Source organism: Agrococcus citreus (assembly GCF_039527715.1).
Classification (GTDB): Bacteria; Actinomycetota; Actinomycetes; order Actinomycetales; family Microbacteriaceae; genus Agrococcus; species Agrococcus citreus.
This window is the reverse complement of sequence record NZ_BAAAKK010000006.1, coordinates 82,801-102,004: the sequence shown is the minus strand read 5'-3', so window position 1 is coordinate 102,004 and position 19,204 is coordinate 82,801. Positions and strand designations below refer to the sequence as shown.

Sequence of the window (19,204 nt, the reverse complement as noted above, 5' to 3'; positions counted from 1 at the left end):
CGCTCTCGTCGGGGAGAGCGCTCTCCACAGGGCGAGCGCCCGAGCCGACGCGTCGGGGGCGGAGCAGCGCATGCTCGCCGCATGGAGACCCGGATCGCCCTGCCGCGGCCGCCGACCGAGCCGGATCCGCCATCGTTCCCGCTGCTCGCGAGCCTCGCGCCCGTGCTCGGCGCCGGTGCGCTGTGGCTGCTGCTCCAGACGCCCACGGTGCTCGTCTTCGCGCTGCTCGGCCCGCTCATCGCGCTCGCGAGCGTCGGCGACGGCAAGCGGGTGCGCCGGCGCCGACGACGGCAGGAGCAGGAGCGCTGGCAGTCCGAGCTCGCACGGGTCGCCGACAGGATCGACGCCGCGCTCGACGAGCGGCGGCTCGCCCTCGCGGCCGACCACCCCGGGCCGCGCGCGCTCGCCGCTCGACCGCCGCACGATCCGCATCGCTGGCGTCGAGCGCGGGGCGATCCCGTCGAGGTCGTGCTCGGCACCGGGGCGCTGCCCTCCGGCATCGTCGTGGAGGGCGAGGTGCCGGCCGCCGACCCGTTCGGCATCGCCGCCGAGGCCGAGCGGCTCCGCTCCTTCGCCGCCGTGCTCCGCGGCCCGGTCGTCGTCGACGCGCGAGAGGGGATCGGACTCGTCGGTCCGGGGCCCCTGGCGCTCGCGGCCGCGCGCTCGGCGGTCGTCCAGGTGCTCGACGCGGTGCCGCCCGACGCGGCCGACGTGATCGCGCCCGACGACGACGCGTGGGACTGGCTCGAGGCCGTGCCGCATCCGCTGCACCGCGAACCGGCGTCGGCCGTGCGGGTCGTCGGCGACGGGCTCGAGGTGACCGTCGCCGTCGCGGAGCACGCGTCGTCGCTGCCGCGCGAGTGCCGCGTCGTCGTGCGGATCGCGCTCGACGAGGCGACGGCGGGCGCGCGCTCGTGCGGGCCCGAGGCGATCGCCGAGCGCGAGGCGGCCTCCGCCGCGGCCACGCTCGCGCTCGCCGCCGAGCACGCGGGCATCCGACGTGCGGGTGGGCTGCCAGCGCACGTCGACCTCGACGCGCTGCCGGGGGCGGCGGGCGGGCTCGCGGCCGTCTTCCTCGTCGGCGACGAGCCGATCGAGCTCGACCTCGTGCGCGACGGGCCGCACGCCGTCGTCGGCGGCACGACCGGATCGGGCAAGAGCGAGCTGCTGCTCGCGTGGGTCGCGGCGATCGCCGCAGGCCGCTCCACCGACGAGGTCGCCTTCCTGCTCGTCGACTTCAAGGGAGGCGCCGCGTTCGCGCCGCTCGTCGCGCTCGCGCACTGCGTCGGCGTCATGACCGACCTCGACGAGGGCGGCGCCCGCCGCGCGATCGAGAGCCTGCGGGCCGAGCTGCGGCGTCGCGAGCGGCTGCTCGCCGCGCAGGGTGTGCGCGCGATCGATGCCGCGACCGGGATCGCGCGACTCGTGATCGTCGTCGACGAGTTCGCGGCGATGCTGCAGGAGCTGCCCGACCTCCATCGCCTCTTCGTCGACCTCGCGGCGCGCGGTCGCTCCCTCGGGGTGCACCTCGTGCTGTGCACGCAGCGACCGGCCGAGGCGGTGCGCGACGCGCTGCTCGCGAACTGCGGCATCCGCATCTCGCTGCGCGTCACCCACGAGCACGACGCGGTCGCGATCACCGGCACGCCCGAGGCGGCGGCCATCCCGCTCGCCGCGCGCGGCCGGTGCGTCGTCCGCATCAGCGGCGGTGCGACGCTCACCGCCCAAGCGGCGGTCGCCTCGCCCGCGCACCTCGCGCGCCTCGTCGCCGGCGCCGCGGGTCAGCCGCGGCCGCCGCGGCCCTGGTGCGAGCCGCTGCCCGTCCGACTGCCGCTCGCCGCGGTGCCGACGGCTGGCGGGTCGACGGCACCGCTCGGCCCCGCGCCGCTCGTGCGGCTCGGGCTCGTCGACCTGCCCGCCGAGCAGCGGGTCGCGCCGCTCGAGTGGCGACCCGCCCTCGACGGCCCGCTGCTCGCGATCGGCGGTGCCGCGAGCGGGCGCTCGAGCCTCGCCGACCTCGTCGCGGGACAGCTCGGCTGCGAGGTCGTCGACCGCGAGGACGCCCTGTGGGATGCGCTGCAGGACGCGCGGCAGCGCGCGCCGCTCGTCGTCGACGACGTCGACCTGCAGCTCGCGCGGCTGGGGGAGGAGCAGCAGGGGATCGTCGCGCAGCTGCTCGCGAGGCGGATGCGGGAGGGCGCGCCCGTCGCGCTCACCGCGCGTCGCGTCTCGAGCGCGATGGGGCAGCTCGCGCCGCTCGCCGAGCTGCGCATCCTGCTGCGCATCGCGAGCCGGCAGGAGCACCTCGTCGCGGGCGGCACGGGCCAGCTGCACGACGCGTCGCTGCCGCCGGGAGCCGGCTGGTCGCGCGACGAGCGGATCCAGCTCGCGCTGCCGGGGGCGAGCGCAGCGCGGCGGGAGCCGCGCTCGGTCGCGATGCCGACAGGCCGCGCCGCGATCGTGCTCGGTCCGAGCGTGCCGCTGCCCGCGCTCGCGCGCGCGGCCGCACGCCCGGGGCAGCCGGGCGACGTCGTCGCGGGCACGGTCGCCGAGTGGGAGGCGGCATGGGGCGAGCTCGATCGGCTCCGCGCCGACCGGCCCGTCGTCGCGCTCGGCGTCGACGAGCGGCCGCTGCGGCAGCTGCTGCGGCACGCGCCGCCCGTGCCGCCCATGCGCGGCGAGCCCGCGTGGGTGCTCGAGGGCGGTCGCTTCGAGCGGCTGCGCTACCCCAGCAGCGAGGCGGGGGGCACGGCCTGAACGCCGAGCGACGACGCGACGCCCGGGTGCACGACCGCGCCGCCGGACGTGTTGAGGCCCTCCGCGAGCCCGGCATCCGCCCGCAGCGCCTCGCGCCAGCCGAGGTCGGCGATGCGCGTCGTCGCCGACAGGGTGGCGTTCGTGAGCGCCGACGTCGACGTGCGCGGCACGGCGCCCGGCAGGTTCGCGACGCACGCGAAGACCGCGTCGTGCACGCGGAAGGTCGGCTCGCGGTGGGTCGTCGGCCGAGAGTCGGCGAAGCACCCGCCCTGGTCGATCGCGATGTCGACGAGCACCGAGCCGGGGCGCATGCCCTCGACCATGGCGCTCGTGACGAGCTTCGGAGCCTTCGCGCCGGGGATGAGCACGGAGCCGATCACGAGGTCGGCGTCCGCCACCGCGCCCGCGACCGTCACGAGGTTCGAGTGCAGGGTCTGCACGCGCCCGCCGTAGACGGTGTCGAACTGCCGCAAGCGGGGGAGCGAGACGTCGAGCACCGTCACGCGCGAGCCGAGGCCCACCGCCATCTCGACCGCCGCGGTGCCCGCGACGCCGCCGCCCAGCACGACCGTGTGGCCGGCGTGCGTGCCCGGCACGCCGCCGAGCAGCAGCCCGGCACCGCCCGCGGGAGCGGTGAGCAGCGAGGCGCCCTGCACGACCGAGAGGCGGCCGGCGACCTCGCTCATCGGCGCGAGCAGCGGCAGCGAGCCGTCGGCGGCGCGCACCGTCTCGTAGGCGATCGCCGTCGTGCCTCGCTCGAGCAGCGCGTGCGCGAGCTCGGGCGCGGCAGCCAGGTGCAGGTAGGCGAACAGGGTGAGGTCGTCGCGCAGCAGGTCGAGCTCGCCGTCGACCGGCTCCTTCACCTTGAGCACGAGCTCGGAGTCCCACGCCTCCTCCGCCGTCGCGACGGTGCGCGCACCCGCCGCCACGTATGCCTCGTCGGGGATCCCGCTGCCGACGCCCGCGCCGGCCTCGATGACGACCTCGTGCCCGCGCGCGACGAGCTCGGCCGCGCCGGCCGGCGTCAGGGCGACCCGCGCCTCGTCGGCCTTGATCTCGTGCGGGACCCCGACGAGCATCTACGCGGTCTTCGTCGACGCGATCGCGCGCCCGATGACCTCGACGGCCTCGCGCAGCTGGTCGTCGGTGATGGCGAGGCTCGGCAGGAAGCGCAGCACGTTGTAGTCGGTGCCCGCCGTCAGCACGAGCACGCCGTCGAGGCCGGCCGCCTGCGCGATGGGCGCGGTCGGGATGGGCGCGCCGGAGGACGGGTCGATGAACTCGATCGCGAGCATCGCACCGCGGCCGCGCACCTCGATGATCTCCGGGTGCTCCTCGGCCAGGGCGTCGAGCAGCGGGCGCAGCACGCGCTCGATGCGCTTGGCCTCGCCGTTCAGGTCGTCGGCCTCGATCTGCTCGAAGACCGCGACCGCGGCCGCGCACGAGACCGGGTTGCCGCCGAAGGTGCCGCCGATGCCGCCGACGTGCACGGAGTCCATGATCTCGGCACGGCCCGTGACGCCCGCGAGCGGCATGCCGCCGGCGATGCCCTTGGCCGAGAGCACCATGTCGGGCACCCAGCCGAGCTGCTCCGACGCGAAGGTCGTGCCGGTGCGGCAGATGCCCGACTGCACCTCGTCGGCGATCATGACGACGCCGTGCTCGGTGCACCACTCCTGCATGGCCGCGAGGTAGCCCTCGGCGGGCACGATGAAGCCGCCCTCGCCCTGGATGGGCTCGATGACGAGGCACGAGAGGTCGGTGACGCCGACGTGCTTCTCGAGGTAGTACTGGGTGCGCTCGGCCGCCTCGGCGCCGTTGAGGCCGTCCTGCAGCGGGTAGGAGCCCGGCGCGTGGAAGATGTCGGAGGCGAGCGGGCCCATGCCGGTGGCGTACGGCGCCGGCTTGTAGTTCATCGTCATCGTCAGGTTCGTGCGGCCGTGGTAGCCGTGCTCCACGACGGCGACCGCGCGGCGGCCGGTGTGCCGGCGGGCGACCTTGACGCCGTTCTCGACGGCCTCGGATCCGGAGTTGACGAAGAACGTCTTCTTCTCGTGGTCGCCGGGGGTGTGCTTCGCGAGGTACTCGGCGACGCGCACGTACGGCTCGTACGGCGTCGTGCCGAAGAGCGAGTGGGTGAGCTTGCCGACCTGCTCGCGGACGGCCGCGACGACCGCGTCGTTCGTGTGGCCGACGGTCGTGACGCCGATGCCGCAGCCGAGGTCGATGAAGCGGTTGCCATCGACGTCGGTGATGATCGCGTCGTGCGCCGACTCGATGAACACGGGCAGCTGGTGGGGGATCCCCTGGGGCACCGCCTTCGCCTTGCGCTCGAGCAGCGCGCGGCTGTTCGGGCCAGGGATCTCGGTGACGACGGAGCGGGACGGCGCGGAAACGGCGGTGTCGGTCATGCTCCGATCCTACGCCGCGCAGCGTGCGCCGAGAGCGGGCGGCCTACGCTGAGGCCATGCCGATGCGCCACGCCTACGCCGTCGAGGTGGAATGGACCGGAGCGGGTGCCGAGGGCACGCGCACCTACCGCTCCTACACCCGCGACCACGTCATCCGGATCGACGGGCTGCCCGACATCCTGGGCTCCTCCGACCCGACCTTCCGCGGCGATCGCTCGCGCCACAACCCGGAGCAGCTGCTGCTCGCGTCGCTCGCGCAGTGCCACATGCTCTCGTACCTGCACCAAGCGGCCTCGCGCGGCATCGTCGTCACCGACTACCGCGACGCGGCGAGCGGCACGATGGAGACGTCGGGCACCGGCGGGCGCTTCACCGAGGCCGTGCTGCGCCCGGTCGTGACGATCACGGATGCGTCGCGAGCGGCCGACGCGCTCGACGCGCACGCCCAGGCGAACCGCGACTGCTTCATCGCCTCGTCGGTCGCGTTCCCCGTGCTGCACGAGCCGACGATCGTCGTCGCGGGCGCCGTCGTCGCCGGCGGCCACGCGGGAGGGGAGCACTGATGCGCAGCGTCATCATCCTCGGCTCGACGGGCTCGATCGGCACGCAGACGCTCGACGTCATCCGCGCGAACCCCGGCCGGTTCCGCGTCGCCGGCCTCGTCGCCGGCAGCGACCGCGCCGGGCTCGAGGCGCAGCAGGCGGAGTTCGGCGGCGAGGCGGCGCTCGGCGCCGACGCCGCCGTCACGATGATCGAGTCGGTCGAGTGCGACGTGGTCGTGAACGGCATCACCGGCTCGGTCGGGCTCGCTCCGACGCTCGCGGCGCTCGACGCGGGCCGCTCGCTCGCGCTCGCCAACAAGGAGTCGCTCATCGCCGGCGGCGATCTCGTGATGCGGCGCGCGAAGCCGGGGCAGATCGTGCCGGTCGACTCCGAGCACTCCGCGATCGCGCAGTGCTTGCGCGCGGGCGAGCACGGCGAGGTGCGCCGGCTCGTGCTCACCGCCTCGGGCGGGCCGTTCCGCGGCTGGTCGCGGCAGCGGATGGCCGACGTGAGCCCTGCGGATGCGCTCGCGCACCCGACGTGGGACATGGGCCCGATGGTCACGACGAACTCCGCGACGCTCGTCAACAAGGGCCTCGAGGTGATCGAGGCGCACCTGCTGTTCGACATCCCGCTCGATCGCATCGACGTCACCGTCCACCCGCAGTCGATCGTGCACTCGATGGTCGAGTTCGTCGACGGCTCGACGATCGCGCAGGCCTCGCCGCCCGACATGCGGCTGCCGCTGTCGCTCGGGCTCGACTGGCCGCACCGCGTGCACGGCGTCGGTGCGCCGCTCGACTGGACCACGGCATCCGCGTGGACGTTCGAGCCGCTCGACGAGGCCGCCTTCCCGGCCGTGGCGCTCGCGAAGCGCGTCGGGCGGCTGGGGTCCACCTACCCTGCGGTCTTCAACGCCGCGAACGAGCAGGCCGTGCGGGCGTTCCACCTCGGCGAGATCGGGTTCCTCGACATCATCCCGGCGATCGAGCGCGTGCTCGAGCTGCACGAGCCGGGCGAGCTGACCCTCGAGCGGGTGCTGCAGGCGGAGGCGTGGGCGCGCCGCATCGCCGACGAGGTATGCCGGGTGAACCGCTAGCGATCCGCTGACGCGTGTGCACGCTGTTGCGGCCTGGCGGGGGCGCGGGCGACAAGAGTGTGCACACCACCGCCAGCGTGCGCGTCGGGTGTGCACGCTGTTGCGGCCCAGCGGGCGCGCGGGCGACAGTAGCGTGCACATGGGCCCGGTAGCCCTCGCGGCCGCTAGCTCGGGGTGACCACCACGACCGGGGCGGCCCGGTCGATCGCCGCGACGACCTCGCCGGCGTCGTCCCACCAGCGCTCGTAGTGGTTGGGATCGCGATTGATCTGCACCGCGTGCGCGACGAGCGTCGGCGCCATCGCGTCGCGGCCGTCGATGCGGGCGAGCGCCCGGTAGAAGAGCACGGCCGAGCCGTAGGCGTCCATGCGCACCTCGTACGGTCCCCACGGATCGCGCTGCTGGAACAGGCCGCGCGAGTCGGGGCCGGCGCGATCGCCGCGATCGAGCACCCGCAGGCTCGACTCGCCCATCGCGGTCATCACCGCGACCCGCACGTCGCGCTCGGCCATCCCGAGGTCGCGGCCGGCGCGCATGACGATCGCGGCGTGCTCGAGCTGCTCGCCGCTCCAGCCGCCCACCGAGCGGGGCAGCTCCCCCTCGACGGTCGCCGTCTGCTGCACGGGATCGGGAGCGGGCCGCGTGAGGATCCACGCGAGCAGCAGCACGAGCGCGAGCCCGATGACGCCGAGCACGATGCCGCGCCCATCGGACTGCGACCGCGGGACGCGCTCGGCGACGGTCGCGGCGCCTCTCGATCCTGGGCCGGCTGCCATGCTCGACAGCGTAGGCACCTGGTCTGTGCGACTAGCCTGAGCGGCGATGGAACCCGTCCTGCTCTACATCGTCGGCGTGCTCGTCGTCGTCATCGGCCTCGCCGTCTCGATCGGCCTGCACGAGCTGGGCCACCTGTGGCCCGCGAAGGCCTTCGGCGTGCGCGTCGGCCAGTGGATGATCGGCTTCGGCCCGACGCTGCTCTCGTTCCGCAAGGGCGAGACCGAGTACGGCGTGAAGGCCATCCCGCTCGGCGGCTACATCTCGATGTCGGGGATGTTCCCGCCGCTCAAGCCCGGCGGGGAGTCGCGGGACGCGTCGACGGGCTTCCTCGACACGCTCGTGTCGGATGCGCGCACGGTGAGCGCGGAGTCGATCCAGGAGGGCGAGGAGCACCGCGCGTTCTGGCGGCTCGCGACCTGGAAGCGGATCGTCATCATGCTCGGCGGGCCGTCCATGAACCTGCTGCTCGCGATCGTGCTCTACGCGATCGTGCTGTGCACCTTCGGCATCGCGGTGCCCTCGACGACGGTCTCGACCGTCTCGGAGTGCGTGATCTCGGCGACCGAGGAGCGCAGCGAGTGCGCGGCCGACGATCCCGAGGCGCCGGGCGCCGCCGCCGGGATGCTGCCGGGCGACACGATCATCGGCATCGCCGGCGAGCCGGTCGAGGGCTGGGCCGACGTGCAGGCGGCCATCCGCGACCGCGCGGCGGTGCCGACGCCGTTCGAGGTCGAGCGCGACGGCGAGACGCTCACGCTCGAGGTGACGCCGCTCGCGACCGAGCGCTACGTCTTCGACGACCGCGGGCGACAGGTCGAGTCGGGCGGCGAGCCCGTGACCGAGACGATCGGCTTCGTCGGGGTCGGGCCGCAGTACGTGGTCGAGCAGCAGCCCGCGTCGGCCGTGCTGCCCGCGGTCGGCGACAACGTCCTGCGGGTGGGGGAGCTCATCCTCAACCTGCCGCAGCGCCTCGTCGCCGTGGCGGAGGCCGCCTTCGGGCCGGGGGAGCGCGACCCGGACGGGCCCATCTCGGTCGTCGGCGTCGGCCGCATGGCGGGCGAGATCGCCTCGCTAGACCAGGTGCCGATCCTCGAGCGCGTGAGCGCCATGGTGCAGCTGCTCGCGAGCCTCAACGTCGCGCTCTTCGTCTTCAACCTCATCCCGCTCATGCCGCTCGACGGCGGCCACGTGCTCGGCGCGATCGTCGACGCGGTGCGGCGCGGATGGGCGAAGCTTCGCGGCACCGTCGCGACGCCGCTCGACACGGCGAAGTGGGTGCCCGTGACGCTCGTCGTGACGGGCGTGCTCGGGGTCATGAGCGCGCTGCTCATCTACGCCGACATCGTGAAGCCGGTCAGCCTCTTCAACTGACCCTCAACGTCGCCGGTGGTCGGACATCGCGATATAGCGCTCGAGCGACCATCCGCGACGTAGAAGGGCCGGAGGGGCGTCAGGCCTCGCGCGTGCCCTGGTGGAAGCGCTGCCGCCAGGTGGCGCCGCTGCGCACCCAGAGCGAGCTGCGCAGCGCGCTCGACTCGCCGACCGAGCGCCACACGAGCAGCTGCGCGTCGTCCGAGACGCGGTGCGTCGCGAGCAGCTCGAGCTCGACGGGCGACGGGAGCGGCGCGATCTCGGCGAGCAGCTCGTCGCGGCTCCAGCGGCGGCCCGACGCGCCGATCTCCTCCCACTCCGGGTGCAGGATCGCGGCGACGCTCGCCGGGTCGGCGCGCACCCGGTCGCTCAGCAGCTCGCGCTCGAGCCGCACGACCGTCGCCTCGTCGGGGTCGTCGGCGAGGAAGCCGTCGAGGTCGTCGAACAGGCCCACCGAGGTCGTGGATGCCGCGGCCGGCGCCGCCGCGGCCGGCGCCGGTGCGGATGGCGCCGGTGCGGAAGCGGCCGGCGCGGATGCGTCGGCGGCTGCGGGAGCGTGCGTCCCACCTGAGGATCCCGGCCCTGTCGACCCCGGCCCTGTCGACCTCGGCGCCGAGAACCCCGGCCCCGCATCCGGCACCGCGCCGCGCTGGAACGCGGTCGCCGCGCCGTTCGCGAGCCGGTCGGCCTCCTCGTTGAGCGGATGGCCCGCGTGGCCGCGCACCCACTCGAAGCGCACGACGCCGCCGGCCGCCTTGCGCTCGGTCATCAGCCGGTCGAGCTCCTCGAGCAGCTCGCGGTTCATGACGGGCTTGCCGTCGGCCTTCCGCCAGCCCTTGCGCTTCCACCCGGGCATCCACTGCGTGATCGACTTGATGACGTACTGGCTGTCGCACAGGATCAGCAGCTCGTCGACGCCGACCGTCTGCTGGAGCAGGTCGACGACGGCGGAGAGCTCGCCGATGTTGTTCGTGCCGAGCCGCTGCCCGCCCGCGGCCCAGCGCGCGTCGTCGATGTACCAGCCCCAGCCGGTCGGACCGGGATTGCCGAGGGAGGAGCCGTCGGCCGCTGCGGTGATCATGGTCTCGATCCTGCCAGCCGAGGAGACGCTCGACCTGCGGCGCGTAGGCTGGACGGCATGGCAGCCATCAACCTGGGGAGCCCCGCGCCGCTCACGCTCGCGCCCCGTCGCAAGAGTCGGCAGATCAAGGTCGGCAAGGTGCTCGTCGGGGGAGACGCGCCGGTCTCGGTGCAGTCGATGACCACGACCAAGACGACCGACATCAACGCGACGCTCCAGCAGATCGCCGAGCTCACCGCGACGGGCTGCGACATCGTGCGCGTCGCGGTGCCGAGCCAGGACGACGCGGATGTGCTGCACATCATCGCGAAGAAGAGCCAGATCCCGGTGATCGCCGACATCCACTTCCAGCCGAAGTACGTCTACCAGGCGATCGACGCGGGCTGCGCGGCGGTGCGGGTGAACCCGGGCAACATCCGCAAGTTCGACGACCAGGTCGGCGAGATCGCCAAGCGCGCGAAGGCGGCGGGGGTGAGCCTCCGCATCGGCGTCAACGCCGGCTCGCTCGACCCGCGACTGCTGCAGAAGTACGGCAAGGCCACGCCCGAGGCGCTCGTCGAGTCGGCCGTCTGGGAGGCGAGCCTGTTCGAGGAGCACGACTTCCACGACTTCAAGATCTCGGTGAAGCACAACGACCCCGTCGTCATGGTCAAGACCTACCGGATGCTCGCCGAGCGCGGCGACTGGCCCCTGCACCTCGGCGTCACCGAGGCCGGCCCTGCGTTCCAGGGCACGATCAAGTCGGCGACGGCGTTCGGCATCCTGCTCGCCGAGGGCATCGGCGACACGATCCGCGTCTCGCTCTCGGCGCCGCCGGTCGAGGAGATCAAGGTCGGCATGCAGATCCTGCAGTCGCTCAACCTGCGCGAGCGCAAGCTCGAGATCGTCTCGTGCCCCTCGTGCGGTCGCGCGCAGGTCGACGTCTACTCGCTCGCCGACGCGGTCACCGAGGGCCTCAAGGACGTGCAGGTGCCGCTGCGCGTCGCCGTCATGGGATGCGTCGTCAACGGCCCCGGCGAGGCGCGCGAGGCCGACCTCGGCGTCGCGTCGGGCAACGGCAAGGGCCAGATCTTCATCAAGGGCGAGGTCGTCAAGACCGTGCCGGAGGCCGACATCGTCCAGACGCTCATCGAAGAGGCCCGCAAGCTCGCCGACGAGCAGGGCCTGCCCTCGGGCGAGGCCACGGTCGTCACGACCGCCTGACATGCGCGGGCAGCGGTGACCGGCGCGCCCGCGGCGTCACAGCATCCGGCGCCCCCGCATCCGGCGCAGCGGCGCACCCTCGTGGTGCTCTCCGCCGCGCAGGCGCTCGGCGGCGTCGCGAACGGCGTCGCGCTCGGCGTCGGCTCGCTGCTCGTCGAGCAGGTGACCGGGCGGGCGGAGCTCGCCGGCCTCGCCGCGACCCTGCTCACGCTCGGCGGCGCGGGGCTCGCGGTGCCGCTCGCGCGCCTCGCGCACCACCGAGGCCGCCGCGTCGCGCTCACGACCGGCGCGATGCTCGCGCTGCTCGGCACCGTTCTGCTCGCCGTCGGCGGCACGCTCGGCTCGCCGTGGATCGTGCTGCCCGGCTTCCTCGTGCTGGGCGGAGCGACGGCGGTCAACCTGCAGTCGCGGTTCGCGGCGACCGACCTGTCGCAGCCCCGGCGGCGCGGCCGCGACCTCTCGGTCGTCGTGTGGATGACGACGATCGGCGTCGTCATCGGGCCCAACCTCATCGCGCCCGGCGACGTGCTCGGCATGGCGCTCGGGCTGCCGCACCTCGTGGGCGCCTACGTCATCTCGGGCACCGCCACGGCGATCATGGCCGCGGTGCTGTGGTTCCTGCTGCGGCCCGACCCGCTGCTCGAGAGCCGGGCGGATGCGCCGGAGTCGTCGGGCGCGCGCCCCGCGCTGCGGCTGCGCGACCATCCCCGCGCGATCGCCGCGGTGGTCGCGGTCGCCGGGGCGCACGCGACCATGGTCGGCGTGATGGCGCTCACCCCCGTGCACCTCGAGCACGCCGGCCACGCGCTCGCGCTCATCGGCTTCACCATGAGCGCGCACACCGCGGGCATGTACGCGCTGTCGCCGCTGTTCGGCTGGCTCACCGACCGGGTCGGCGCTCGATCGACCGTACTGCTCGGCGCCGGCATCCTGCTCGCCGCGATCCTCGCGAACCTCCTGCTCGGTCCCGACCTCTCGCCGGTCGGCCTCGCGCTGCTCGGCCTCGGCTGGAGCGCCGCGACCGTCGCCGGCTCGACGATCGTCGCGGCCGCCGTCGAGCAGCCGCTGCGACCCGTGCTGCAGGGTCGGAGCGACCTCATCATGGGGCTCGCCGGCGCGGCCGCGGGCGCGTCGGCCGGGCCGGTGCTCGGGCTCGTCGGCTACGGCGGCCTCAACCTCGCGATGGTGCCCGTCATCGCGACCGTCGCGATCGCCGCGGTGCTCGCGACCCGCAGCCGTTCAGCGACACCCGCCCCGCACCGGGTACCGTGACCGAGGCGACAGCCGCCACCGCCAGCCGTCAGCAGCCTCGAGGAGCCCGCGTGTCGAATGCAGTCCCCGGCAGGGATCCCATCACCCCCGAGGAGCTCGAGCGCGCGAAGCGCATCATCCGCTCCGTGGAGCAGTCGTTCCAGTCGACGGTCGTGGGCCAGCACCAGCTGCTGCGCTCGCTGCTCGTGGCGCTGCTGACCGGCGGCCACGTGCTCATGGAGTCGGTGCCCGGCCTCGCGAAGACGACGGCGGCCGCGACGCTCGCGCGCAGCGTCACCGCGTCGTTCCACCGCATCCAGTGCACGCCCGACCTGCTGCCGAGCGACATCGTCGGCACGCAGATCTACGACCAGCACTCGGGCGAGTTCCGCACGCAGCTCGGCCCCGTGCACGCCAACTTCGTGCTGCTCGACGAGATCAACCGCTCGAGCGCGAAGACGCAGTCGGCGATGCTCGAGGCGATGCAGGAGCGGCAGACCTCGATCGGCGGCGAGACGCATCCGCTGCCCGAGCCGTTCCTCGTGCTCGCGACGCAGAACCCCATCGAGCAGGAGGGCACGTACACGCTGCCCGAGGCGCAGCTCGACCGCTTCCTGCTCAAGGAGATCCTCACCTACCCGTCGCCGACGGAGGAGGCCGAGATCGTGCGGCGCGCCGAGAGCGGCGTCTTCGAGCAGCCCGACGAGCCCGTCGCGTCGCTCGACGACGTGCGGTTCCTGCAGTCGCTCGTCAAGCGCGTCTACGTCGACCAGGCGATCACGAACTACGTCGTGCAGCTCATGTACGTGACCCGGCACGCCGAGGACTACATCGGCGCGCAGCTCGCGAGCTACATCGAGTACGGCGCGAGCCCGCGAGGCTCGCTGTCGTTCGCGCAGGCCGCGCGCGCGCTCGCCCTCGTGCAGGGCCGCGACTGGGTGATCCCGGAGGACGTCAAGGACCTCCGGCACGCCGTGCTGCGGCACCGCCTCATCCTCGGGTACGAGGCGGAGGCCGACGGCGTCAGGAGCGAGGAGATCATCGACGCGATCTTCGCCGCTGTGCGGACCCCGTAGGACCTGTCGTGGAGCGACGACTGCGCAAGGTGAAGACGACCATGTCGATCCACGCGCACCGTCGTACCCTCGAGCTGCTCGACGGCGAGTACGCCTCGATCCACCACGGCCGTAGCCACGACTTCGACGACCTGCGCGAGTACCAGCCGGGCGACGACGTCAAGGACATCGACTGGAAGGCGACCGCGCGCAGCCACGTGCCGCTCGTGAAGCGCTACATCGCCTCGCGGCAGCACAACGTGCTGCTCGTCGTCGACTCGGGCCGCAACATGGCGGCCACGGCGGAGTCGGGCGAGACGAAGCGCGAGATCGCCATCCTCGTCGCCGGCGTGCTCGGCTACCTCGCGACCCGCCACGGCGACCGCGTCGGCCTGCTGATGGGCGACGCCGACCGGCTCGAGAGCATGCCCGAGGGCGGCTCCGAGTCGCACCTCGAGCGCATGCTGCGCCGCATGGATGAGGCGATCGGGCTCGACGGCCCGCACTCCGACCTCGAGGGCGTGCTCGGCCAGGCCGTGCGGCGGATGCGCCGACGCTCGCTCATCGTCGTGATCGCCGACGACATCGCCTACACGCACGACCTCGACGTGCACCTCGGCCGCCTGCACACGCGCCACGAGGTGCTGTGGGTGTCGATCGGCGACGCCGACCTCATGTCGCGCCAGCGGGACCACCGCGAGCTCGTGGGCGTCGACTCCGGCGTCGGCCTGCCGCCCTTCCTGCGCCGCGACCGCGGCCTACGGAGGGCGTTCGACGAGGCGACCGCCGAGCGCCGGGCGCGGCTCGAGACGGGCCTGCGCACGCTCGGCATCGCATCCGTGCGCATCGGCGACAGCGCCACCGCGATCGGCGGCCTCTTCCGCCTGCTCGAGAGGCACCGCCGTGCGCGCCGCTGACCTGGCGCTGCTGCCCGCACCCGACACGTACGGACCCTTCGGCTACGGCCCGTGGTGGCTGCTCGGCGCGATCGCGCTGCTGCTCGTGCTCGCCGCCTACGCGTTCGCCTGGCTCTGGACGCGGCCGCGCGGCATCCTCGAGCCACCGCCTCCGCCGCCGGTGCCGATCGACGTGCGGAGCGTGAAGGAGAAGTACCTCGGGATGATCGACGAGGTCGCGCAGGAGCACGCCGAGGGCGAGCTCGACGCGCGCGGCCTCGCGCAGCGGCTCAGCCTCGTGCTGCGGTTCTTCGCGCACGAGTCGACCGGCGTCGTCGCCGAGGTCATGACGCTGCGCGACCTGCAGGCGGCCGACCTGCCGAGCGTGCACGGCGCGGTCGAGCAGTACTACCCGTCGTCGTTCCGGCGCGCGGCGAAGCACGACCCGGATGCGGCCGTCGCCGCCGCGCGGCAGGTGGTGGCCACGTGGATGTGACGCTGCTGTGGCCGTGGGTGTGGCCGATCGTCGGCGCGGTCGGGTTCGTGCTCGCCGCGCTCGGGCTGTGGCTGCCGAGGCGCCGGCGCGACCGCGGCCTGCCCGTCGCGCACGTCGACCGCATGACGTCGCTCGCCGCGTTCCGCGGCGCGCTGCTGCGCTACCGGCTGTGGATCGGCGGGGCGCTGCTCGCGGCGCTCGTCGGCGTGCTCGTCGCGGGCGCGATCGGCTCGAGGCCCTCGGGCATCAGCGCGAACCAGGAGGAGGACTACAAGCGCGACATCGTGCTGTGCCTCGACGTCTCCGGCTCGATGGTCGACGTCGACGCCGAGATCCTCGGCGTCTACCAGCAGATCGCCTCGGAGCTCGATGGCGAGCGCATCGGCATGCGCATCTTCGACGCCTCGAGCGTCATGGCCTTCCCGCTCACGAGCGACTACGACTACATCGCCGGCCAGCTCGGCCGCTACGAGCGCGCACTCAGCGGCACGCTCGGCCCCGACGAGCAGTTCAACTACCTCGCCGGCACCGCGAGCGGGCTCGGCGCGTCGCTCGTCGGCGACGGCCTCGCGTCGTGCGTGCTCGACTTCGCCGACCTCGAGGCGAGCGAGCGCCCGCGCTCGATCATCCTCGCGACCGACAACGTCGTGAACGGGCAGCAGATCTTCTCGCTCCCGCAGGCCGGGCAGCTCGCGGTCGACAACGAGGTGCGCGTGTACGCCATCAACCCGTTCGACTTCGGCGGCGACATGGCGTCGCAGGAGCTGCGCGACGTGGCCGAGGGCACCGGCGGCTCGTACTTCGCGCTCGACTTCGCGCAGACCGTGCCGCAGATCGTCGACCGCGTCAACGCGATCGAGGCCGGCTACATCGAGACGCCCCCGCAGGTGCAGATCATCGACCGGCCGGGCTCGCTGCCGCTCATGGTGCTGCTGCTCGTCGCCGGCGTCTGCCTGATCGCCTGGAGGGTGCGACTGTGATCACCTTCCACCCGACGCTCCCCGTCGTCGTCGCCGTGCTCGGCGCCGCGATGCTCGCGCTGTGCGTCTGGCAGCTCATCGTCATGCGCGGCCGTCGGCTCGCGTGGCTGCGCCGCTCGCTCCTCGTGGTGCTCGCCGTCGCGATGGCCTTCCGCCCCGCCGTGCCCGGCGGCGAGGTGCCGACCGCGACCATCCAGGCGCGCGTGTTCGTCGTGATCGACACGTCGCAGTCGATCGCGGCCGAGGACTGGGGGAGCGAGCCGCGACTGACCGGCATGCAGGAGGACGTCGTCGAGATCGCGCGCGCCTTCGCGGGCGCCGACATCTCCGTCATCTCGTTCGACTCGCAGCCCATCCTGCGCGTGCCGCTCACCGACGACGGCTCCGCGGTGATCGAGATGGTGCGGGCGCTCCGCCCGGAGATCGCGCAGCAGTCGCGCGGCACCTCGGTCGCGGTCGCGCACGACCTGCTGCGCACCGAGCTCGAGCGCAGCGAGGCGGCCGAGCCGGACTCGCCCGCGATCGTCTTCTACCTCGGCGACGGCGAGCACACGGCCGAGGAGCCGCCGCAGTCGTTCGACGACGTCGCGGGCCTCGTCGATCGCGGGCTCGTGCTCGGCTACGGCACGGAGCAGGGCGGGCGGATGCGCGTGTCGAGCTTCGACCCGGCGGCGCAGGAGCAGTACCTGCAGGACCCGGCGGGCGGCGACGCGATCTCGAGGATCGACGAGGCGCAGCTCGGCGCGATCGCCGACCAGCTCGGCATCACCTACCTGCACCGCGGCCCCGGGCTGCCGCTCGCCGACGCGCTCGGGCCCATGGCGGCGGCCGACGGCGAGGCGAACCTCGACCGCACCGAGGAGGCGCGGCTCGAGATCGCCTGGGTGCTCGGCGTGCCGATCGCCCTGCTGCTCGCGTGGGAGGCGCTCAGCCTCGCCCGGTCGCTCCGCGCGACCCGAGGCATCCTGCGCCGGGAGGGCGCACGATGAGCCGGCGCGTGCTCACCGACGGGCAGCGGCGCACGCTGCGGTGGTGGCTCATGCTCGGGCTCATCCCCGTCGCGCTCGCCGTGCTCGTCGTCTCGACGAAGCTCATCAGCGTCAACGTGCTCTCGCAGACCGCGATCGACCGCTTCGAGGGCAGGGCCTACTCGCAGGGCGCGGAGGCGGCTCGCGGGCTCGAGCTGTGGAACTGGGTCGAGCCGTGGAAGGGGCCGTTCGGCCTCGGCGTGAACCTCACCATGGCCGGCTCGCTCGAGGAGGGCAGGGCCAAGCTCGAGGAGTCGCTCGTGCTGCACGGCGAGCCGGTCACGCCGACGCAGGTGCACGAGCACTGCGTCATCGTCGCGTCGCTCGTGACGACGATCGAGAAGCAGGGCGACGTCGCGCGCGAGGCCGACGACACGCAGGCGGCCAACGGGTTCTACAACGAGGCGCTCGCGATCATCGAGGCGCTGCCCGAGGGCTGCCTCGACGAGCCGCTGCCCGACGAGGCCGACACCGCCGAGCAGTTCGAGGCCGCGACCCCGCGCATCGAGGAGAAGATCGAGGACGAGTCGACCGACGAGAGCGACGGCGACGGCGAGGGCGAGGGCGAGCCGCAGACGCCCGAGGAGCAGCTCGAGGAGCAGAACCAGGAGGCGCAGGGCGAGCAGCAGCAGCAGGACCAGTACGACCAGGGCGGCGAGGACGGCAGCGGCGGCACGGGCGTCGACCGGCCCTGGTGACGACCGGGAACTCGCGAGTGCCTAGACTCGCAGGGTGATCCGCCTCTCCCAGCTCTTCTTCACGACGCTCCGCGAGGACCCGGCCGAGGCCGAGGTCGCGAGCCACCGACTGCTGCTGCGCGCCGGCTACATCCGCCGCGCCGGCGCGGGGCTCTACTCGTGGCTGCCGCTCGGTCTCCGGGTGCGCCGCAACATCGAGCGCGTGATCCGCGAGGAGATGACGGCTGCGGGCGCCCAGGAGGTGCTCTTCCCGGGACTCCTGCCGCGCGAGCCCTACGAGCGCACCGGCCGCTGGACCGAGTACGGCGACGGCATCTTCCGGCTCCAGGACCGCAAGGGCGCCGACCACCTGCTCGCGCCGACGCACGAGGAGGTCTTCACGCTGCTCGTGCAGGACCTCGTCTCGAGCTACAAGGCGCTGCCGCTGACGATCTTCCAGATCCAGGACAAGTACCGCGACGAGGCCCGGCCCCGGGCGGGGCTGCTGCGTGCGCGCGAGTTCTCGATGAAGGACGCCTACTCGTTCGACGTCGACGACGCCGGCCTCGAGGCCTCCTACCAGCGCCAGCGCGACGCGTACGAGCGGATCTTCCAGCGGCTCGGCCTCGAGTACGTCATCGTCTCGGCCGACGCCGGCGCGATGGGCGGCTCGAAGTCGGAGGAGTTCATGCACCCGACGCCCGTCGGCGAGGACACGATCGTGCGCTCGGCGAGCGGCTACGCCGCCAACGTCGAGGCGTTCGAGACGGTCGCTCCCGAGCCGATCGCGATCGAGGGCCAGCCCGAGGCGGTCGTGCGCGACACCCCCGACACGCCCACGATCGAGACGCTCGTCGCCGACGCGAACGCGCGCTTCCCGCGCGAGGACGGGCGCCCCTGGACGGCCGCCGACACGCTCAAGAACGTCGTGCTGCGCCTCACGCACCTCGACGGCAGCCGCGAGCTCGTGGTGATCGGCCTGCCCGGCGACCGCGAGGTCGACGCCAAGCGCGTCGAGGTCGCGTTCCAGCCCGCCGAGGTGACCGCGGCCGACGACGACGACTTCAAGGCCAACCCCGGACTCGTCAAGGGCTACATCGGCCCGTGGTCGACCGCCGGCGCCGTGCTCGGCGAGGAGGCGGCGACGGGCATCCGCTACCTGCTCGACAAGCGCGTCGTCGACGGCAGCGCCTGGCTCACCGGCGCGAACGAGCCCGGCAAGCACGTCTTCGGCCTCGTCGCCGGGCGCGACTTCGTCGGCGACGGATGGGTCGAGGCCGCCGACGTGCGCGACGGCGACCCCGCCCCCGACGGCTCCGGCCCGGTCACGCTCGACCGCGGCATGGAGGTCGGCCACGTCTTCCAGCTCGGCCGCAAGTACGCCGAGGCGCTCGGGCTCAAGGTGCTCGACCAGAACGGCAAGCTCGTCACCGTGACGATGGGCTCGTACGGCATCGGCGTCACGCGCAACCTCGCGGCGATCGTCGAGAAGTCGCACGACGAGCGCGGCATCATCTGGCCGCGCGAGATCGCGCCGTTCGACGTGCACGTCGTCGCGACCGGCAAGGACGCCGCGACC

The 19,204-nt window shown here is 73.5% G+C and carries 17 protein-coding genes; 13 read left to right on the top strand and 4 right to left on the bottom strand.

Features of this window, described 5'->3' with window-relative positions:
• Positions 1 to 81: 81 nt before the first annotated feature.
• A complete protein-coding gene (locus tag ABD106_RS13635) occupies positions 82 to 2,757 on the top strand; it encodes an FtsK/SpoIIIE domain-containing protein (RefSeq protein ID WP_343921295.1) in 2,676 nt (891 codons plus the stop codon).
• On the opposite strand, the gene ald is transcribed toward ABD106_RS13635, so the two are convergent.
• Together ald and ABD106_RS13625 are read right to left on the bottom strand one after the other, a co-directional pair.
• Positions 2,724 to 3,836, bottom strand: a complete 1,113-nt coding sequence (ald, locus tag ABD106_RS13630) for an alanine dehydrogenase (RefSeq protein WP_343921293.1) — start codon at positions 3,834 to 3,836, stop codon at positions 2,724 to 2,726. The genes ABD106_RS13635 and ald overlap by 34 nt on opposite strands.
• Positions 3,837 to 5,168: an aminotransferase class III-fold pyridoxal phosphate-dependent enzyme gene (locus ABD106_RS13625; protein ID WP_343921291.1), complete on the bottom strand. Its 1,332-nt coding sequence runs from the start codon at positions 5,166 to 5,168 to the stop codon at positions 3,837 to 3,839.
• Positions 5,169 to 5,224: 56 nt separating this feature from the next.
• On the opposite strand from ABD106_RS13625, the gene ABD106_RS13620 reads away from it, so the two are divergent.
• Both ABD106_RS13620 and dxr read left to right on the top strand, forming a co-directional pair.
• Positions 5,225 to 5,731 (top strand): OsmC family protein, encoded by a 507-nt coding sequence (locus tag ABD106_RS13620; protein ID WP_343921289.1) that lies wholly within the window; start codon positions 5,225 to 5,227, stop codon positions 5,729 to 5,731.
• Positions 5,731 to 6,810 (top strand): 1-deoxy-D-xylulose-5-phosphate reductoisomerase, encoded by a 1,080-nt coding sequence (gene dxr / locus ABD106_RS13615; RefSeq protein WP_343921287.1) that lies wholly within the window; start codon positions 5,731 to 5,733, stop codon positions 6,808 to 6,810. Before ABD106_RS13620 ends, dxr begins: the two co-directional genes overlap by 1 nt.
• A gap of 164 nt (positions 6,811 to 6,974) precedes the next feature.
• Here the strand turns inward: dxr and ABD106_RS13610 are convergent, their stop codons facing one another.
• Positions 6,975 to 7,586, bottom strand: coding sequence for a peptidase M23 (locus ABD106_RS13610; RefSeq protein ID WP_343921285.1), 612 nt, complete (start codon positions 7,584 to 7,586; stop codon positions 6,975 to 6,977).
• 46 nt (positions 7,587 to 7,632) lie between these two features.
• On the opposite strand from ABD106_RS13610, the gene ABD106_RS13605 reads away from it, so the two are divergent.
• The gene (locus ABD106_RS13605) at positions 7,633 to 8,958 is read left to right on the top strand and encodes a M50 family metallopeptidase (protein ID WP_343921283.1); all 1,326 of its coding nucleotides are present in this window, start codon (positions 7,633 to 7,635) and stop codon (positions 8,956 to 8,958) included.
• Positions 8,959 to 9,037: 79 nt separating this feature from the next.
• Here ABD106_RS13605 and ABD106_RS13600 read toward each other — a convergent pair whose 3' ends face one another.
• A complete protein-coding gene (locus tag ABD106_RS13600) occupies positions 9,038 to 10,039 on the bottom strand; it encodes an RNase H family protein (protein WP_343921281.1) in 1,002 nt (333 codons plus the stop codon).
• Between the two features lie 57 nt (positions 10,040 to 10,096).
• On the opposite strand from ABD106_RS13600, the gene ispG reads away from it, so the two are divergent.
• From ispG to ABD106_RS13555, 9 genes are all read left to right on the top strand, one after another.
• On the top strand, positions 10,097 to 11,242 hold the full coding sequence (gene ispG / locus ABD106_RS13595) for a flavodoxin-dependent (E)-4-hydroxy-3-methylbut-2-enyl-diphosphate synthase (protein ID WP_343921279.1): 1,146 nt from the start codon (positions 10,097 to 10,099) through the stop codon (positions 11,240 to 11,242).
• Positions 11,243 to 11,257: 15 nt separating this feature from the next.
• Positions 11,258 to 12,514: an MFS transporter gene (locus tag ABD106_RS13590; RefSeq protein WP_343921277.1), complete on the top strand. Its 1,257-nt coding sequence runs from the start codon at positions 11,258 to 11,260 to the stop codon at positions 12,512 to 12,514.
• A gap of 50 nt (positions 12,515 to 12,564) precedes the next feature.
• Positions 12,565 to 13,569, top strand: a complete 1,005-nt coding sequence (locus ABD106_RS13585; RefSeq protein ID WP_343921275.1) for an AAA family ATPase — start codon at positions 12,565 to 12,567, stop codon at positions 13,567 to 13,569.
• Positions 13,570 to 13,577: 8 nt separating this feature from the next.
• Positions 13,578 to 14,465 (top strand): DUF58 domain-containing protein, encoded by an 888-nt coding sequence (locus ABD106_RS13580; RefSeq protein ID WP_343921273.1) that lies wholly within the window; start codon positions 13,578 to 13,580, stop codon positions 14,463 to 14,465.
• Entirely contained in the window at positions 14,452 to 14,940 is a 489-nt protein-coding gene (locus ABD106_RS13575; RefSeq protein ID WP_343921271.1) for a hypothetical protein, read from the top strand. Before ABD106_RS13580 ends, ABD106_RS13575 begins: the two co-directional genes overlap by 14 nt.
• Positions 14,931 to 15,920: a vWA domain-containing protein gene (locus tag ABD106_RS13570; RefSeq protein WP_343921269.1), complete on the top strand. Its 990-nt coding sequence runs from the start codon at positions 14,931 to 14,933 to the stop codon at positions 15,918 to 15,920. Before ABD106_RS13575 ends, ABD106_RS13570 begins: the two co-directional genes overlap by 10 nt.
• Complete coding sequence (locus ABD106_RS13565) at positions 15,917 to 16,909, top strand: VWA domain-containing protein (protein ID WP_343921267.1); 993 nt, start codon at positions 15,917 to 15,919, stop codon at positions 16,907 to 16,909. Before ABD106_RS13570 ends, ABD106_RS13565 begins: the two co-directional genes overlap by 4 nt.
• Complete coding sequence (locus ABD106_RS13560) at positions 16,906 to 17,646, top strand: hypothetical protein (RefSeq protein ID WP_343921265.1); 741 nt, start codon at positions 16,906 to 16,908, stop codon at positions 17,644 to 17,646. The genes ABD106_RS13565 and ABD106_RS13560 overlap by 4 nt, the downstream gene beginning before the upstream one ends.
• Before the next feature lie 34 nt (positions 17,647 to 17,680).
• Positions 17,681 to 19,204: proline--tRNA ligase (locus ABD106_RS13555; protein ID WP_343921263.1), on the top strand; the 1,524-nt coding region annotated here is incomplete at its 3' end.

Excerpts from the sequence above, each read along its gene's own strand:
- ABD106_RS13635 (WP_343921295.1), top strand. The coding sequence starts at position 82 with ATGGAGACCCGGATCGCCCTGCCGCGGCCGCCGACCGAGCCGGATCCG.
- ald (WP_343921293.1), bottom strand. The coding sequence starts at position 3,836 with ATGCTCGTCGGGGTCCCGCACGAGATCAAGGCCGACGAGGCGCGGGTC.
- ABD106_RS13625 (WP_343921291.1), bottom strand. The coding sequence starts at position 5,168 with ATGACCGACACCGCCGTTTCCGCGCCGTCCCGCTCCGTCGTCACCGAG.
- ABD106_RS13620 (WP_343921289.1), top strand. The coding sequence starts at position 5,225 with ATGCCGATGCGCCACGCCTACGCCGTCGAGGTGGAATGGACCGGAGCG.
- dxr (WP_343921287.1), top strand. The coding sequence starts at position 5,731 with ATGCGCAGCGTCATCATCCTCGGCTCGACGGGCTCGATCGGCACGCAG.
- ABD106_RS13610 (WP_343921285.1), bottom strand. The coding sequence starts at position 7,586 with ATGGCAGCCGGCCCAGGATCGAGAGGCGCCGCGACCGTCGCCGAGCGC.
- ABD106_RS13605 (WP_343921283.1), top strand. The coding sequence starts at position 7,633 with ATGGAACCCGTCCTGCTCTACATCGTCGGCGTGCTCGTCGTCGTCATC.
- ABD106_RS13600 (WP_343921281.1), bottom strand. The coding sequence starts at position 10,039 with ATGATCACCGCAGCGGCCGACGGCTCCTCCCTCGGCAATCCCGGTCCG.
- ispG (WP_343921279.1), top strand. The coding sequence starts at position 10,097 with ATGGCAGCCATCAACCTGGGGAGCCCCGCGCCGCTCACGCTCGCGCCC.
- ABD106_RS13560 (WP_343921265.1), top strand. The coding sequence starts at position 16,906 with ATGAGCCGGCGCGTGCTCACCGACGGGCAGCGGCGCACGCTGCGGTGG.